Origin of the sequence: Kineothrix sp. MB12-C1, assembly GCF_030863805.1 — a bacterium.
Classification (GTDB): Bacteria; Bacillota; Clostridia; order Lachnospirales; family Lachnospiraceae; genus Kineothrix.
On record NZ_CP132957.1, the window covers coordinates 934,824 to 950,085 of the forward strand.

Sequence of the window (15,262 nt, forward strand, 5' to 3'; positions counted from 1 at the left end):
TAGCATCCTTTGTTCTTTGCCCTTTTATTTTTGAATCTATGCCTTCACTTCTTTCACATCTTCATATATGACTTGAAGCAGATTCCCCGCTGCTGTAGATATCAGGCTATCCGTAGCTGTTACAATACAAAAATGCCGTTTTGGAATAATTTTATTAAAACGCAGGGCAAATAGCTTCCCTGCATCCAAATACTCTGTAGCAAATTCCTTCATTACGCTCCCCACTCCCAGATTACGCAGAGCAAACTGTACAATCATATCGCTGGTCGCCAATTCGAATTCCGGATTCATCACAACTTCATTTCCCTCCAGAAAAGCATCCATATAACTTCTTGTGCTTGTCCTCTTTTCCAGAGAAATAATAGGAAGAAACTCCAACTCCTTTAAGTCCAACATTTTATTCTTATATTGGATAAACTTGCATCCTGCAACGAAAATATCCTCTATCTCCTTCGCCTTCACAGACCGAATTCCGGGCTGGTCATCAAAGGGGCTGCTTACCACTCCAAAATCAATCTTTCCCTCCTGCAAATAGCTAAGGGTTTCCGGGGTGGGCGCATTGGTAACAGTCACTTTAATGCCAGGATATCGTTCATGAAATGTCTCCAGATAAGGAAGAAGAAAAAAGCGGAGTGTCATATCACTTGCCCCGATACGTACCTCCCCCAGCTCCAGGTTAAGCATCTGTGCCACCTTCTTCTCCCCTATTTCAATCTGCTCATAGCCTTTTGCCACATAGCGAAATAGCAGCTCTCCCTCTGCTGTCAGCCGGATACCCTTCGCCGCTCTGATGAAAAGTTTCGTTCCTATGACACTCTCAAGTTGCTTAAGAGATTGACTTACCGCAGGCTGAGAAATCGAGAGCTGTTCGGCCGCCAGAGTCAAACTTCCAAACTTCGCGGTATAATAGAATACTTTATAATATTCGAGGTTATTTGTCATACCATCTTCTCTGCCTTTACTTTACATTTATGTCATTAATTGTACCATATCCTTTCACACTTTACTACAATAAGGTTTCTCCTGATAGCGTAAATTTACTGTAGGATTTAATTGGGTAGAGAATCCCCTTGATGTGTTTTAGATTTAACCTCTTTTCACAATATACCTACTTTCTATTCTTTTTACAATCCCCAAATGTGGTTTTTAAAATAAGCTATCTTTTTCACTTCTGGAAAGGGAATGCTATGAGTTATCCTTTCTACATAGCGTTGTTCCTCTGTCAGTCGCTTGCTTTCCGATCGAAACATCTCGCTGCTTAAATAGATTCTTTCTTCTGTACCCACTGCCATGGGCAACTCCTGCTTTTGCATTCTCACCAACTCCAACATATTTCCTTTGTTTGCTTTATAAATCCTTAGCTTTGCCATTTGGTGAACTCCATGCTTACTCCACCCTAATGGTCTGGAACTCATCCTGTCTGCGTAGATATGGCTCACATGTCCTTCTGCACTGCATCCCACTTGTGTTTCTTTATTTCTCAAACCCTGCATGATCCCATCCCAATGCCCTAGGATATAAGCCATACTACTTTCTACCTTTTTCCTTTGTGCTTCGTTTTCTGTTATATTCAGGATTTTTTCAAAGGTCTCGGATGCCATCCATTTCGCTCTCTTGTGTATGGCACCATACAGTTCACTTCTTGCATCCTCTGACGAATCCATTAAATGCGAAGTTGCTGCTGTGATATATTTCTGCATATGGAATTTATCCAGTACGAAGGTTGATCCGGCTATAAATTTACGTCCGCTTTTTATCCAGGCTGCACCATCTCCATTAATATAAATCTGTTTTATGGCATCCATGTCATAGGTGGCGCTGATATACTCATAAATCTCTCGCCAGAACTGTTCTACTCCTTTGCTTCCCTCATATATGCCCCCAAAGTACTTCGGATTGATCAGCTTAAACCTTTCGCTTTTAGGCGCTTCTGATTCCGCACCTTCATATACATAGGCTATTTTAGGCATACTGGTGTTGCTTCGAGGTTTCGTGATATCTCCCTTTTTCTCGAGATACTGCAATGACACATGATCTTCATCTGCATCAATATAAAGATAGGAAACCTGTTTTTTATTCTCTATTTTTTCTGGTTTTGTATGAAATTTCAGATCATGTATCTTATTTTTTACTGTCTGTTTGCTGACTTTTTCGGAAAGACTGGCTCTGATTCCTCCTTTGCGATAGCTACTGTCGACCGCTTCCTCAAGCATCTGCGCCTGTGCATCTTCTGTCATCCTTACATGGCTTTCTAATCCCATGATCCGATCGAGCAGATATTCACAGGCTCCAGTCTTCTTGTTCTTAAACAGTGTCTTGCAATATCTCACAGTTCCAAGGCTGGTAATCAGGGATGTTTCATCTCGTCTGCTTATGACCCAGTTTCTCCTTCTGTATCCGCTGTTTCTCAGTTCTTCATCCATACTTTCAAAAGTCTCCGCAATCATGTCCAGTCCTAACTGTACTACACTATCTGTAATTCCATAGATAAACTCTGCTTGTTGTTGAGGATCTTTCAAAAACTTTTCCAGAACTCCTGTTAAATTTTTTGCCCCATTTTCTTCAAACTGTTGTATACTTTTAATCATAGAGAGCACCTTCCTTTGTGTCCGATTTTTTCTTAGTCGTTAAAATCATAACACAAAGAGGCGTTCTCTTTTTATTCAATTAATATCCTACAAAAACTTTACCCTAGCGTTTCTCCTGTCACGGAAAGGGATCGGAACAAAAAGGTCGTATAGTCCCCTATGCCGACACTATACAACCTTCCTTCTTTACTTTTTCAAGTGGCTCTCCCGAAGGATAATATCATCTCTTCCCGGTCCGTTACTTACCATCGTAATCGGATAGCCTATTTGTTCTTCGATGAACTCGATATATTTGCGGCAATTTTCAGGCAGCTCTTCATAATTCTTAATTCCCCGAATCTCACATTTCCATCCGGGCAATGTTTGAAATACCGGCTTTGCCTTCTCAAGCTTAGCCGTTACCGGGAATTGTGTCGTTATCTTCCCATCGATTTCATAGCCGGTGCAGACGGGGATTTCATCCAGATAACCGAGTACATCCAATACCGTGAACGCTACATCGGTAGTTCCCTGTAACCGGCAGCCATACTTGGAAGCCACACAGTCGAACCATCCCATACGTCTGGGGCGTCCGGTAGTCGCTCCGTATTCTCCGCCATCGCCGCCGCGGCGTCTCAGCTCATCCGCTTCCTCTCCGAAGATTTCCGACACGAAAGCTCCTGCGCCTACCGCCGATGAGTATGCTTTACATACCGTAATAATTTCCTTAATTTCATAAGGAGGAATCCCTGCTCCGATCGCTCCGTAAGCCGCCAGCGTGGAAGAAGAAGTTACCATTGGATAAATGCCATGATCGGTATCCTTCAAAGTACCGAGCTGTCCCTCCAGCAATATCGTCTTCCCTGCTTTAATCGCCTCATCCAGAAAGAAAGACACATCGCAGACATAGGGCTCTACCATTTCCCGATAACTTCGGAGAGTCACAAGCAAGTCTTCCGGATCAATGTCAGGCCTACCATATAAATGACGGAGCAGCACATTTTTCATTTCTGCTACCCTCGCTACCTTTTCTTTCAATAAATCCTCATCAAAAAGTTCACTCACCTGAAAACCTATCTTGGCATATTTATCCGAATAGAAAGGAGCAATGCCGGATCTCGTAGAGCCAAAAGACTTTCCGCCCATCCTCTCCTCTTCGTATTGATCGAATAAAATATGATATGGCATCACTATTTGCGCTCTGTCAGATACCAGAACCTTAGGCGTCGGTACATTCCTGTCAGTGATGGATTTTATTTCCTGGAAAAGAACCGGAATATTTAAAGCTACCCCGTTGCCGATTATGCTCGTCGTATGGTCATAAAATACTCCTGACGGCAGCGTATGAAGTGCAAATTTGCCGTAATTGTTTACAATCGTATGCCCTGCATTCGCTCCACCTTGAAAGCGAACGATAATATCCGCCTTCTGTGCAAGCATATCCGTAATTTTACCTTTTCCTTCATCGCCCCAATTGGCTCCGACAACTGCTTTTACCATAGCTGATTCCTCCTATAAACTTAAATAATTCAATCTACCCTTTACTTTTCCATGATACAATAAAATTACTCATAAATAAAATCAATATTATTTATGAGTAATATAATGTATTCTTATATTAAGTTTATTTTATCTGTTGCTTTACGATTCTTAATCAGCTTTCTGGTTTCCATTGAGATTTTTTCATATCAACGCAGCCGTTATCCAAGAAAATAACCCCCTCCTCTTCCAATAAAAAACGCTGAAACTCGGGTCCGTCGAAGGCATGAAAAGGTGCCATCTCACCCAACCGATTCACCACCCGGTGACATGGAAGATTCAGTTCACGCGGGGCCTTGCTCACAGCATATCCCACCACACGAGGTGCCCGCGGTCTTCCTGCCATCCAGGCTATCTGCCCGTAGGTAACGACCTTTCCTTCCGGAATCCGGGCTACTGCCTCATATATTTTTCGATACAATTCCGAATAAGCCATATTATCCTCTATACACGTGTCTATCGTATAGCCGCCTGCTATTTCCTTTCTTCACGATAGCCTCGTATTTCCTCATATTTGGAAGCGAAAACATTTACATCGGGTTCCAACGCAGTAGGCTCCCATTTCTTAAACACAACTTTAAGGAGCACGGGGGTGATAATAGTCGTAATAACTACCACAACTACTACAGGTCCTAAAAAGGCAGACCCTATCAATCCAAGAGCAGCCCCCTTACTGGCAACAATAAGAGCCACCTCTCCTCTGGATATCATACCCACTCCGATACGCATGCATTGATAATTCTGGTAACGGCAGGCTTTGGCACCTAAACCGCAGCCTATAATCTTCGTAAAAATTGCTATTAATACGAGAGATACCGCGAAGGCAATAATCGTTCCGTTCATCGCCGGAAGATTCACCTTAAGTCCGATACTAGCAAAGAAGATCGGTGACAAATACAGGTAAGATAATACGTCAAATTTCGATTCCAGATATTGTGACCTTTGCGTACATGAAATAATCAATCCCGCAATAAACGCACCTGTAATATCTGCCACTCCAAAGGCGGCTTCCGCTACAAAGGACATAAACAGGCAAAATACAAATCCGATAATAACGTGTCTATGCATCCCGTGCTTTGAGTCTTCATACCATTTCTTATAGAAACGATAAAATAATACACCTGCTATTCCCGCAAAAACGAAAAATCCCAACATTTTAAGAAGCACTATTACAATGCTGACCGATTGATCGGCCATGCTCGTAACGATGGTCAATCCAATGATTCCTAAAATATCATCAATAATCGCCGCTCCAAGAATTGCATTTCCGGAACGCGTCTTTAATTTCCCTAATTCTTTTAATGTCTCTACGGTAATACTCACCGAGGTAGCCGTCAGTATAATTCCGATAAAAATGTTTTGTAAGAAAATGCTGCCGGATGCATCCGACACTATCATATCGGGGCGATTAAAAGCGTAAGCTACAAAATATCCGCCGATTAGCGGCACTATAACACCGGCAAGAGCAATGACAAATGAAGCCTTTCCACTCTTTTTCAGCTCATTTACATCCGTTTCCATTCCCGCGCAGAACATTAATACAATGACACCGAGTTCTGCCGTATCTTGAATAAATTCTGTTTCTGTAATAACATTAAGCATAGCAGGGCCAAGGATTAACCCGGCAAGTAATGCCCCTACCACCTGAGGCATGTGAAACTTCTTAGTTACCAACCCCAATATCTTCGTACTAAGTAAAATAATTGCAAGATCCAATAAAAAACGATATGCTTCCATAACTTCCTCCTAAATCTGCCACATTTTTATCAGTCCATCTTCATTATGATTATGACATATCTTGACAGCATACTCATTATAGTCCTCTTCCATTTATTTGTCTATCACATCTTCATTACTTTTTTAGGCAAATATCTTAGCACTTTTTTAGCTATATTATATTTAACTTTATATGAAATAAAGGTATAATATTTAAACAGTATTATACTGCGCCGAGCAAAGCGAGTGTGCAAAAAACATACCGCAGCCGCTTGCGGCTAAGGTATAATATTTAAACAGTATTATACTGCGCCGAGCAAAGCGAGTGTGCAAAAAACATACCGCAGCCGCTTGCGGCTAAGGTATAATATTTAAACAGTATTATACTGCGCCGAGCAAAGCGAGTGTGCAAAAAACATACCGCAGCCGCTTGCGGCTAAGGTATAATAATTGTAGTTGTGAAGGTACTGAATAATTACTAATTACTTAGTATTAGCATTCAAATATCAATAAAGGAGATTTTCCTGCATGAATTCAAAAACAACCATTGTAATAGTAGAAGATGAAAAAAATATACGCACATTTATGACCTCGACCTTGAATGCACAAGGTTATAAAGTCATAACCGCTCCTAACGCAAATAGCGGAATTTCTCTTATTACCTCAGTTTGTCCCGATCTCATTCTTTTGGATCTTGGCCTGCCGGATATGGACGGCATCGATGTAATCAAAGAAATTCGTACTTGGGCAAGCATTCCCATTATCGTCATCTCAGCAAGAACACAGGAGCAGGAAAAGGTACTTGCCCTTGATTCCGGTGCCGACGATTACATTACTAAGCCCTTCGGTTCCTCAGAACTGCTCGCAAGAATCCGGACTGCATTAAGGCACAGCAGACGGTTACTTACGGACTCTTTACGTTCTCTTCGCCCTTATGAGTCAGACGGTCTTATCGTTGATTTTGAGAAACATCTGACATTGCTTCATGGGGTAGATGTGCACCTGACACAGGTAGAATTCAAGATTGTCTCTCTCCTCGCTCAGAATTCCGGACGAGTGATGACGTATGATACGATTATTTCCAATGTATGGGGACCTTACGCCGATGACAATAACCGTATTCTTAGAGTCAACATGGCTAACATACGACGTAAGCTGGAGGAGAATCCGGCAGAACCCCATTATATCTTCACTGAAATCGGCATTGGATACCGCATGTTGGAGGATAATGCGGAATAATTAATATTCCACACCCCTCCGTGCCGGAATCCCCTTTTCATAAGGATGTCTGACTGCCTTCATCTCCGTAATATAATCTGCATTTTGCAGGAAAACCCCATCCGGATTTCTTCCTGTTATAATAAGCTCTAAGGATTCCGGCTTCCCTTCCACTAGTCTTCGCAGCTTCTTTTTATCGATTAAATCCAAATCATAAGGATAAGTGACCTCATCCAGAATTAACATATCACACACTTCATCCATTGCAGCTTGCAGCAGCTTTTCCAGCATTTCGTTATGTTCCTTGGTGATTTCTTCCTTATCTTCCTCGCTCATATCCTTATAAAAACCATAGTTTTTCGTATTTCTTATAATCTGGATTCCTTCTATCTTCTCCATGGCAAATAGTTCTCCACTATCATTTCCCTTCATAAACTGAGAAAATATTACTCTTTTTCCATTGCCTGCCGCGCGCAGTGCGAGCCCGACTGAAGCCGTTGTCTTCCCCTTACCATCTCCACAATATACATGAATCAGCCCTTTTTTCATTTATTCTTTCCTCCCTTTCCGAAAATGCGCATATACCCATACGGAACCGCTTTTTCCTTTTCTTCCTCCCTACGATTATTACAACTGTAGTTTTTACAATTAGCACATAGCGATTGTTCTCGTTTCATCTTACTCTTTTCCCTTTGCATCCGGACAAAATAGGCTACACTTTTCTGCGGTATTAAGGCATAGGCTTCGTTACAGGTCACTTCCTTCTGACCGGAAGCCAGAAGCAAATTCCCCAATTCCTCAATGGGACAATCACTTCCGGGGAACTCATACATACCGCACCATAACTTTGTCCTATCTTGTAAAAAGTCGTCAGCCTTTTCATATGCCTTCATAAGCAGTTCCGAAGAAAGACATTCCAACATATAAGCTTCTGACAACTTACCTCCCTCCATTAGACCGCCTTGCACCTCATCAATTTCTTTACCTAAGGTAAGAACTGCTGCTATTCGGTCTTCTTCCAGCCATGTGAAATAGGCTGATATCATACAGCCTTTTAGATAACTTCCATAAACTTCTTGCAACAGAGGAAGGTCGATATCTTCAAAATGATATCGACCGCATATATTTTTTATATCGCTTTCACATAAATCCACCTGCAGTAATCTATGTTCTGCAACTTGGCTCATCTTATCTCGCCCTTCCTCTGAAAATCCATTAAAATCACCTTCGGTGATTGGATCTTTACCTATTTCGCTTTTATATTCATAGCGCGCATCGCATTCAAAATGGCAATGACCGCAACTCCCACATCTCCGAATACAGCAGCCCACATCGTAGCACTACCTACTGCTGCTAATAATAATATCAGTATTTTCACTCCAATTGCAAATATAATATTTTGTTTTACAATGACGAGAGTCCTTTGCGATATTTGTATTGCCTTTGCTATTTTCGAAGGCTCATCTGTCATAATCACCACATCTGCCGCTTCAATCGCCGCATCTGAGCCAAGGCCTCCCATCGCCATGCCGATATCCGCTCTGGCAAGCACGGGGGCATCGTTAATACCATCCCCTACGAAAATCAACTTGCCTTTTGCCGATTTCTCCGTAAACAGGCGCTCTACCTGATCTACCTTATCCTTTGGCAGAAGGTCGGAATATACTTCTTCAATACCGAGCTCCTTCGCCACGCTGTCCGCTGTCTTCTTCCGGTCTCCTGTGAGCATTACAATATGCTTCATGCCGGCTTCTTTCAAACGATCTATCGCCTTCTTCGCATCAGTCTTTATCTCATCCGCAATGACAAGGTAGCCAAGGTATTCTTTTCCCTTCGCCACATGAACGATGGTTCCCACTTCCTCCGTCACCTCAGGCTGCACTTCCTGTTGTTCCATCCATTTTGCATTACCCGCATAGATAAAACTTCCTTTCCATGCAGCGCGTACGCCGTAACCTGCCACTTCCTCCACATCGCTTAAAAGTGACTTATCGACCTCTTTCCCATAAGCTTCCAAAAGCGATTGGGAAATCGGATGGTTGGAATAACTTTCCGCATAAGCTGCTGCTTCCAGAAGCGCTGCCTCCGATACTCCCTTCACCGGAACGCGTTTCGTTACAACAAAAGTTCCTTTCGTAAGGGTTCCCGTCTTATCCATTACAACAATTTCTGCATCGGCCAATGCTTCCAAATAGTTACTTCCCTTTATAAGGATTCCTGCCCTGCTGGCTCCACCAAGACCCCCGAAGAAACTGAGCGGAATACTAATTACCAAGGCACAAGGACAAGATATTACAAGAAAACTAAGGGCCCGGTAGATCCAAACCGACCATTCTCCGCCTATAAAGAGAGGCGGAAGAACTGCCAAAAGCGCTGCACAAATTACAACCATGGGGGTATAATATCTTGCGAACTTCGTAATAAAATGCTCCGCTTCCGACTTCTTGCTTCCCGCATTTTCTACCAGTTCCAATATCTTAGCTACTGTAGATTCTCCGAATACCTTATTCACCTTCACTTCCAATACCCCGGAAAGGTTCACGCATCCGCTTATCACTTCTTCACCTGTTGCAACATCTCTCGGAACGCTCTCTCCCGTCAAAGCCATAGTATCCAGGGAAGAAGCCCCTTTTACTACCGTACCATCCAGAGGAATTCTTTCTCCCGGCTTAACCACTATATGTTCTCCGATGGCTACTTCATCAGGACTTACCTCCCTCTCTTCTCCATCCCTCAATACATTCGCATAGTCAGGACGGATATCCATAAGTTCCGCAATTGATTTCCTGGATCTACCCACAGCATAGCTTTGGAACCATTCCCCTACCTGGTAAAATAACATTACTGCTACTGCCTCCGGGTATTCCCCTATCAGAAATGCCCCCACCGTAGCTATCGTCATAAGAAAATTTTCATCGAATATCTGTCCGTGCCCAATATTTTTCACCGCTGCTTTTACAATATTGCCGCCCATAACAAAATAAGCGATTAAGAATAAGACCAGTTCTACCGTCCCGCTCAGATTAGGAATGAAATGCGAAGAAAGAACTGCCACCAAATATAACAAAGCTCCTGTCACTATTCTTTTTAGTCTTTTTTTCAGCTTTTTACTCATCTTTCATACTCTTTTCTTTGAATTTTATGTGATTTTATTTCTACTTTTCTATTACTTCTACATCCGGTTCGAATTTCTTCACAATCTTTTTAACCTCTTTCGTGATACCGGATACTTTTGCTTCCTCCACCTCGATAACCATTTTTTGTGTCAAAAGGGTTACCGTACTTCTCATCACACCATCCAGCTTACCTACCGCTGCTTCAATCTCCGATGCGCAGTGTGCACAGTCCAAATCCTCCAAAATGTATGTTTTTCTCATATTCTTCTCCTCCTGATTACTTACTTTATGATTTAATCATTTTCTATATTCTTCTTATTCCTCTTCGATATGATCGAGACCTTGACTTAAAATTGTTTTGATATGTCCGTCTGCGAGGGAGTAAAATACCGTTTTCCCTTCTCTCCTGTTTCTTACAAGATCCATCTGCTTCAATGTGCGTAGCTGATGGGAAATTGCCGACTGTGTCATATTCAGAATTTGTGCCAAATCGCATACGCACATTTCTGAACAAAGAAGCACATATAATATCTTTATTCTCGTGGAATCCGCAAATACCTTGAAGAAGTCTGCCAAATCATATAATTTATCCTCTTCCGGCATCCGTTCATTCACCTGCTGGATAACTTCATCATGTACATGGATATATTCACAACTTTCCACCCTATCTTGTATCTTCTTCATCAACATATTCCTCCTTCTTTACAAATATCTTCTCACTCGCTTCCTATATGCCAGATAGCTGCCTGCGTGTTTCTTCTCCATATATTTCTCTTCTTGGCGAATCTGCATATGTAAAGTCATAAGCCCTAATAAAACGAACAATACCTGCAAACCGTTCGAAAAAATTATGCCATAACCGATGTAAAACAAGTCAAAGCCTACAAATGCCGGATTCCTGCTTATCTTATATATCCCTTCTGTAACAAAGTCTGTCTCCTGGCTCTCATCGATCCCTGCCCGCCAATTGTCCCTCATCTCTCTCATGGCTGTTACAAAAAAGATAATTCCTAATACTGCAATTATTGTTCCGATCACTGTAGAGACAGGACTCGTTACCAATACGCCTTCTCTTTGAAAAACGAGCGCCCATTTTCCGTAGAACATAAGGGATAAAAGTTGGACTACTGCCATCGCATAAGTTATTACTATTAAAAAAACTTCCACTATCTTTGTTGCCAGTGATTTAATCCCCCTTGCCATCCTGTTTACAGATATTCCTTGTTTCTTTTCCTTATATATCTTCACGAAATAACTGCCGTAAAAGACAATCCATAAAATAAAACCAATCATTTGAACAACATCCATAGCATTCCTCCTCTTCTTTGTGAGCTTATTTAGCACTATTTTCAACAATAATTCTAAATTATAAAGTTTTATTATTTCACTAAGGTATCTATTAAAAACAACGTATGAACACTTGCTCATATGTTCATTATATCACTCGTTTTTATATTGTCAATAATATTTTTAAATTCTAAAAGAACAACGGATTTTTCTATTACATAAAAAAAACACGATCCTAATAATATAGGACCGTGCGCGATATGTTGGATAAATATATTGAATGCGAATAGGAACAGACATTATAATCGGTATTTATTTCTCCCACAGAATCCGGGGATAATTACCTTCTTCTTTCATCTTCTGAATCGCAGATACAACGACCTGCTTATCTTCCTTATAGGTAACACCATACCAACGGTCATAAGATTTAAGCACTGTTACTTCCGCCTTTCCTTCTTCCAAAAGTTTATTCACTGCGCTGGGCAGGAAATATTCACATTTCAGAGGATTCTCCTGTAAACCCTTCTTAAGGAAGTCCGGGAATCCGGCTTGCAGTTCTTTCATAAAGCTTGCAGTAAATCCCCACATATTCATAGATACCGTACTGCCTTCAGGAATCATGTGCCAAGATGCACCTTCATCCTCGGTATAGGCTGTTTTCTCTCCTCTTTTTTCTATACGGGTTCTCTCTGTAATTCCTTTTAAGTGGCTGCTCGCATCTGTTTCGCATACACCTCTTGCCACATGACCATTCTCCGTAAGAGTATTTTCCAGGATATAGCCAACCATAGCATATTCATATTTTTCACCATCTTCATGTGTCGTCAAATAGTCATAAATCTGTGAAAATGCACTTCTTCCATAATAATCATCCGCATTGATAACTACAAAAGGGCTATCTACCACTTCCGCAGCACTAAGTACCGCATGACCGGTTCCCCAAGGCCTCTGTCTTCCTTGCGGTACAGTAAAGGGCGCAGGAATATTGTCTACTTCCTGGAATACATAGGATACCTTCATGAATTTTGCAATTCGGTCGCCGATAACCTCCTTGAAATCTGCTTCGTTTTCCCTTTTAATAACAAAAATCACTTCCTCAAACCCGGCTGCCACCGCATCATACAGGGAGAAATCCATAATAATATGTCCTTCGCTATCTACGGGATCTATTTGCTTAAGTCCTCCGTAACGGCTTCCCATGCCTGCCGCCATAATTATCAGAACGGGCTTTTTCATTTCATTTCCTCCTTTTTCTTACCATTGTTTCTTATTTGATAAAAGATAGGATTTTCCTATCTTCATATGGTATAATATTTTAACAGTATTATACTATATGTTATAGTTTGATTATAAATTTTTCGCATAAAAATGCTTTATCCTATTGTATAACTTATTTACAAAATTTGCATTATAAAGTGTAATTAATATTCGATATTTTTTAAATTTGTTATAAAGGATCAATCGAAAGGTTCTTTATAGGGCGGCATTCATAAAAGTCTTGGAGGCTAGTATGTCTTACGAAAGTATTTCTTTAAAAAAAGAGTTTGTAATAGATAATATCTTTTCCATTCATTATTTTGAATATATGAGTGACTTCAATTTCCCGGGGGAATCTCATGATTTCTGGGAAATCCTCTACGTGGACAAGGGGTCGGTAAATGTAACCGCCGATGGACAGACTCATACGCTGAACAAGGACGATATTATTTTTCATAAACCGAATGAATTCCATAGCGTACATGCGAATGGAGTGGTCGCTCCCAATCTGGCCGTTATCAGTTTCGAGTGTACCTCTCTTGCCATGAACTTTTTTGAGAATAAAATCCTGGAGGTCTCTCCTTCCGGCCGTTCGCTCCTGGGCAATATTATTAAGGAGGCTTATCTCACCTTTTCCTGCCGCCTTGATGACCCATACAGTGAAAAGCTCACAAGAAATGAGATACACAATACTCCCTTCGCCTCAGAACAACTCATTCAAATCTATCTACAGCAATTGTTAATTCAATTGGTAAGATGCAATAGCGACAGCTCTGTTTCCGTTATCCCCAAATCCTCACGGCAGAGAAGCGAAGATGAATTATTTTATAAAATCATCTCCTATATGGAGGAAAATATTGGCGAAAAGCTGACAATACAGCAAATATGCAAGGATAACCTGATCGGGCGCTCTCTCTTACAAAAGCTGTTCAAATATCATACGAGCTGCGGTATTATCGATTACTTCTCCATGATGAAAATAAATAGTGCAAAACAGCTAATACGCGGCCGGCAAATGAATTTCTCACAGATTGCCGATACCCTTGGATATAATTCCATCCATTACTTTTCCAGGCAATTCAAGAATATTACCGGAATGACTCCTACGGAATATCAGACATCCATTCAATCCATATCGGCACCGCCTTGTACAGAAGATTAATTCTATTTGTGCCAATCATGGAATTAGCCTTAAGGGTTCTCATGAGGGAATATTGCGATTTGTTCCCTCTGGTTTCCGCTCACCAAAGTATAAGTCATATCCTTTTTCAGGTCCGGAGTGCTGATAAGTATGGATTGATATTGTTTGGCTGGGATGTGAGATATGATAACATTGCCCTGCTCATCAATTAAGGAAATTTCAGTTCCTGCTTCACTTACTGAATCCAGATTATATAAAATAGATTGTTGTGTGGAGCTATCGGAGAAGCCCTGTGCCATGCCGGAACTTCCCGTCACAAGGAATATCCCACCACTAATATGCGCACTCTCGTCATAGTCAAGGCCGGCATTGTCATCGTCTTCCGGTCCGCTCACATAGGTAATTCCTCCTGTCACGTAGACAGAACCATTGCTATCGATGCCATCCCCCCTTGCATCTATTGTTATAATTCCACCATTAATAACGATATCAGCGTTGCTCGCATTCAGACCGTCATCCCGTGCTGTAATATCGATAATCCCTCCATCAATAACAAGTGCCGCCCCTTCTATTCCCTCTTTACTCTCCACAACGGTAATTTCTCCTCCGCTGATATAAACATATCCTTTCGTTTCATCATCTCCATTTTTAGATTGAATTCCATTACCATCCTTCGAACTCAAACGGAAAATACCATCCTTGATTTTCACACTATCTTTTCCATTCAGAGCATCCTTTACCGCCGTAATATGAAAATTTCCCCCGGTAATTACTAAATCATCCTTCGATATAACTCCATGCTTATAATTTCCTGTAATATACAGTGTTCCGCTTCCATTAATCGTCAGGTCCTCCTTACTGAAGATCACACCATCCACGTTATTATCATCAGTCTGTACATATTCAAAGCCATCTGTCAGCGCATTCTCGCTTCCCTCTTTCAAGGTAATAATGACCTTATCCGCCTTTCTAATATAAATAGGCGCATTGTCTGAGCAGGCGATTGCTATATTATCGAATACAAGCTGCACCTTATCCGAACTACCTGCATCCACCACAATTCGCCCATCCTGCCATATACCACTGATTACATAGGTTCCTTCTCTATCGATAGTTATCACATTCCCATCTAAGGAAGCCCCATCACCTTCTATGGAAACCTCCTCCTTATTCAGTAAGATATTTACTGCCATATTCTCTACATACCCAGCCTTCCTATCTCTCTTTGAGAATTTCTTATCTATTTCCACTTCCACTAGTGATTCTTTCGGCATCAAGCCCATGTCATTTTCTGCTGATATACAACCTGTAGACAGCATTATCATCGATAACAAAACCGACAGACTCGCCCAACTCATCTTTCTCATTTCATCCCTCCCCTATCCTTCCCGGCATCCCTTTGATATTCTCCTAATATTTGC

15 protein-coding genes are annotated in these 15,262 nt (G+C 41.4%); 2 read left to right on the top strand and 13 right to left on the bottom strand.

All coding sequences use genetic code 11. From position 1 onward, the window contains the following. Positions 1-36: 36 nt before the first annotated feature. The 5 genes from RBB56_RS04395 to RBB56_RS04415 all read right to left on the bottom strand — a co-directional run bounded on the left by RBB56_RS04395 (position 37) and on the right by RBB56_RS04415 (position 5,843). A complete protein-coding gene (locus RBB56_RS04395) occupies positions 37-942 on the bottom strand; it encodes a LysR family transcriptional regulator (protein ID WP_306721186.1) in 906 nt (301 codons plus the stop codon). Between the two features lie 182 nt (positions 943-1,124). Continuing rightward, positions 1,125-2,588, bottom strand: a complete 1,464-nt coding sequence (locus RBB56_RS04400) for an ISLre2 family transposase (RefSeq protein WP_306718640.1) — start codon at positions 2,586-2,588, stop codon at positions 1,125-1,127. A 186-nt stretch (positions 2,589-2,774) separates the two neighbouring features. Next, positions 2,775-4,067, bottom strand: a complete 1,293-nt coding sequence (locus RBB56_RS04405; protein ID WP_306721187.1) for an adenylosuccinate synthase — start codon at positions 4,065-4,067, stop codon at positions 2,775-2,777. A 154-nt stretch (positions 4,068-4,221) separates the two neighbouring features. Continuing rightward, on the bottom strand, positions 4,222-4,542 hold the full coding sequence (locus tag RBB56_RS04410; RefSeq protein WP_306721188.1) for an MGMT family protein: 321 nt from the start codon (positions 4,540-4,542) through the stop codon (positions 4,222-4,224). 38 nt (positions 4,543-4,580) lie between these two features. Then, positions 4,581-5,843, bottom strand: a complete 1,263-nt coding sequence (locus tag RBB56_RS04415; protein WP_306721189.1) for a cation:proton antiporter — start codon at positions 5,841-5,843, stop codon at positions 4,581-4,583. Between the two features lie 507 nt (positions 5,844-6,350). On the opposite strand from RBB56_RS04415, the gene RBB56_RS04420 reads away from it, so the two are divergent. Beyond that, positions 6,351-7,061 carry a response regulator gene (locus RBB56_RS04420; protein ID WP_306721190.1) on the top strand — a complete coding sequence of 237 codons (711 nt, stop codon included), beginning with the start codon at positions 6,351-6,353 and terminating at the stop codon, positions 7,059-7,061. Here RBB56_RS04420 and RBB56_RS04425 read toward each other — a convergent pair whose 3' ends face one another. From RBB56_RS04425 to RBB56_RS04455, 7 genes are all read right to left on the bottom strand, one after another. Beyond that, complete coding sequence (locus tag RBB56_RS04425; RefSeq protein WP_306721191.1) at positions 7,062-7,589, bottom strand: cob(I)yrinic acid a,c-diamide adenosyltransferase; 528 nt, start codon at positions 7,587-7,589, stop codon at positions 7,062-7,064. It abuts the gene before it with no gap. Continuing rightward, a complete protein-coding gene (locus tag RBB56_RS04430; RefSeq protein WP_306721192.1) occupies positions 7,586-8,227 on the bottom strand; it encodes a hypothetical protein in 642 nt (213 codons plus the stop codon). The genes RBB56_RS04425 and RBB56_RS04430 overlap by 4 nt, the downstream gene beginning before the upstream one ends. Before the next feature lie 59 nt (positions 8,228-8,286). Then, positions 8,287-10,155, bottom strand: coding sequence for a heavy metal translocating P-type ATPase (locus RBB56_RS04435; RefSeq protein WP_306721193.1), 1,869 nt, complete (start codon positions 10,153-10,155; stop codon positions 8,287-8,289). A 40-nt stretch (positions 10,156-10,195) separates the two neighbouring features. Continuing rightward, a complete protein-coding gene (locus RBB56_RS04440; RefSeq protein WP_306721194.1) occupies positions 10,196-10,417 on the bottom strand; it encodes a cation transporter in 222 nt (73 codons plus the stop codon). Between the two features lie 54 nt (positions 10,418-10,471). Continuing rightward, positions 10,472-10,840: an ArsR/SmtB family transcription factor gene (locus RBB56_RS04445; protein ID WP_306721195.1), complete on the bottom strand. Its 369-nt coding sequence runs from the start codon at positions 10,838-10,840 to the stop codon at positions 10,472-10,474. A gap of 18 nt (positions 10,841-10,858) precedes the next feature. Further along, entirely contained in the window at positions 10,859-11,464 is a 606-nt protein-coding gene (locus tag RBB56_RS04450; protein WP_306721196.1) for a methyltransferase family protein, read from the bottom strand. A 291-nt stretch (positions 11,465-11,755) separates the two neighbouring features. Beyond that, entirely contained in the window at positions 11,756-12,679 is a 924-nt protein-coding gene (locus RBB56_RS04455; protein WP_306721197.1) for a nucleotidyltransferase family protein, read from the bottom strand. Positions 12,680-12,953: 274 nt separating this feature from the next. On the opposite strand from RBB56_RS04455, the gene RBB56_RS04460 reads away from it, so the two are divergent. Beyond that, positions 12,954-13,862: an AraC family transcriptional regulator gene (locus RBB56_RS04460; protein WP_306721198.1), complete on the top strand. Its 909-nt coding sequence runs from the start codon at positions 12,954-12,956 to the stop codon at positions 13,860-13,862. Positions 13,863-13,891: 29 nt separating this feature from the next. Here RBB56_RS04460 and RBB56_RS04465 read toward each other — a convergent pair whose 3' ends face one another. Continuing rightward, the gene (locus RBB56_RS04465; protein ID WP_306721199.1) at positions 13,892-15,208 is read right to left on the bottom strand and encodes a carbohydrate-binding domain-containing protein; all 1,317 of its coding nucleotides are present in this window, start codon (positions 15,206-15,208) and stop codon (positions 13,892-13,894) included. Positions 15,209-15,262 lie beyond the last annotated feature (54 nt).

Bases quoted from the DNA above. Each gene is read 5' to 3' on its own strand.
- RBB56_RS04395 (WP_306721186.1), bottom strand. From the start codon at position 942: ATGACAAATAACCTCGAATATTATAAAGTATTCTATTATACCGCGAAG.
- RBB56_RS04400 (WP_306718640.1), bottom strand. From the start codon at position 2,588: ATGATTAAAAGTATACAACAGTTTGAAGAAAATGGGGCAAAAAATTTA.
- RBB56_RS04405 (WP_306721187.1), bottom strand. From the start codon at position 4,067: ATGGTAAAAGCAGTTGTCGGAGCCAATTGGGGCGATGAAGGAAAAGGT.
- RBB56_RS04410 (WP_306721188.1), bottom strand. From the start codon at position 4,542: ATGGCTTATTCGGAATTGTATCGAAAAATATATGAGGCAGTAGCCCGG.
- RBB56_RS04415 (WP_306721189.1), bottom strand. From the start codon at position 5,843: ATGGAAGCATATCGTTTTTTATTGGATCTTGCAATTATTTTACTTAGT.
- RBB56_RS04420 (WP_306721190.1), top strand. From the start codon at position 6,351: ATGAATTCAAAAACAACCATTGTAATAGTAGAAGATGAAAAAAATATA.
- RBB56_RS04425 (WP_306721191.1), bottom strand. From the start codon at position 7,589: ATGAAAAAAGGGCTGATTCATGTATATTGTGGAGATGGTAAGGGGAAG.
- RBB56_RS04430 (WP_306721192.1), bottom strand. From the start codon at position 8,227: ATGAGCCAAGTTGCAGAACATAGATTACTGCAGGTGGATTTATGTGAA.
- RBB56_RS04435 (WP_306721193.1), bottom strand. From the start codon at position 10,155: ATGAGTAAAAAGCTGAAAAAAAGACTAAAAAGAATAGTGACAGGAGCT.
- RBB56_RS04440 (WP_306721194.1), bottom strand. From the start codon at position 10,417: ATGAGAAAAACATACATTTTGGAGGATTTGGACTGTGCACACTGCGCA.
- RBB56_RS04445 (WP_306721195.1), bottom strand. From the start codon at position 10,840: ATGAAGAAGATACAAGATAGGGTGGAAAGTTGTGAATATATCCATGTA.
- RBB56_RS04450 (WP_306721196.1), bottom strand. From the start codon at position 11,464: ATGGATGTTGTTCAAATGATTGGTTTTATTTTATGGATTGTCTTTTAC.
- RBB56_RS04455 (WP_306721197.1), bottom strand. From the start codon at position 12,679: ATGAAAAAGCCCGTTCTGATAATTATGGCGGCAGGCATGGGAAGCCGT.
- RBB56_RS04460 (WP_306721198.1), top strand. From the start codon at position 12,954: ATGTCTTACGAAAGTATTTCTTTAAAAAAAGAGTTTGTAATAGATAAT.
- RBB56_RS04465 (WP_306721199.1), bottom strand. From the start codon at position 15,208: ATGAGAAAGATGAGTTGGGCGAGTCTGTCGGTTTTGTTATCGATGATA.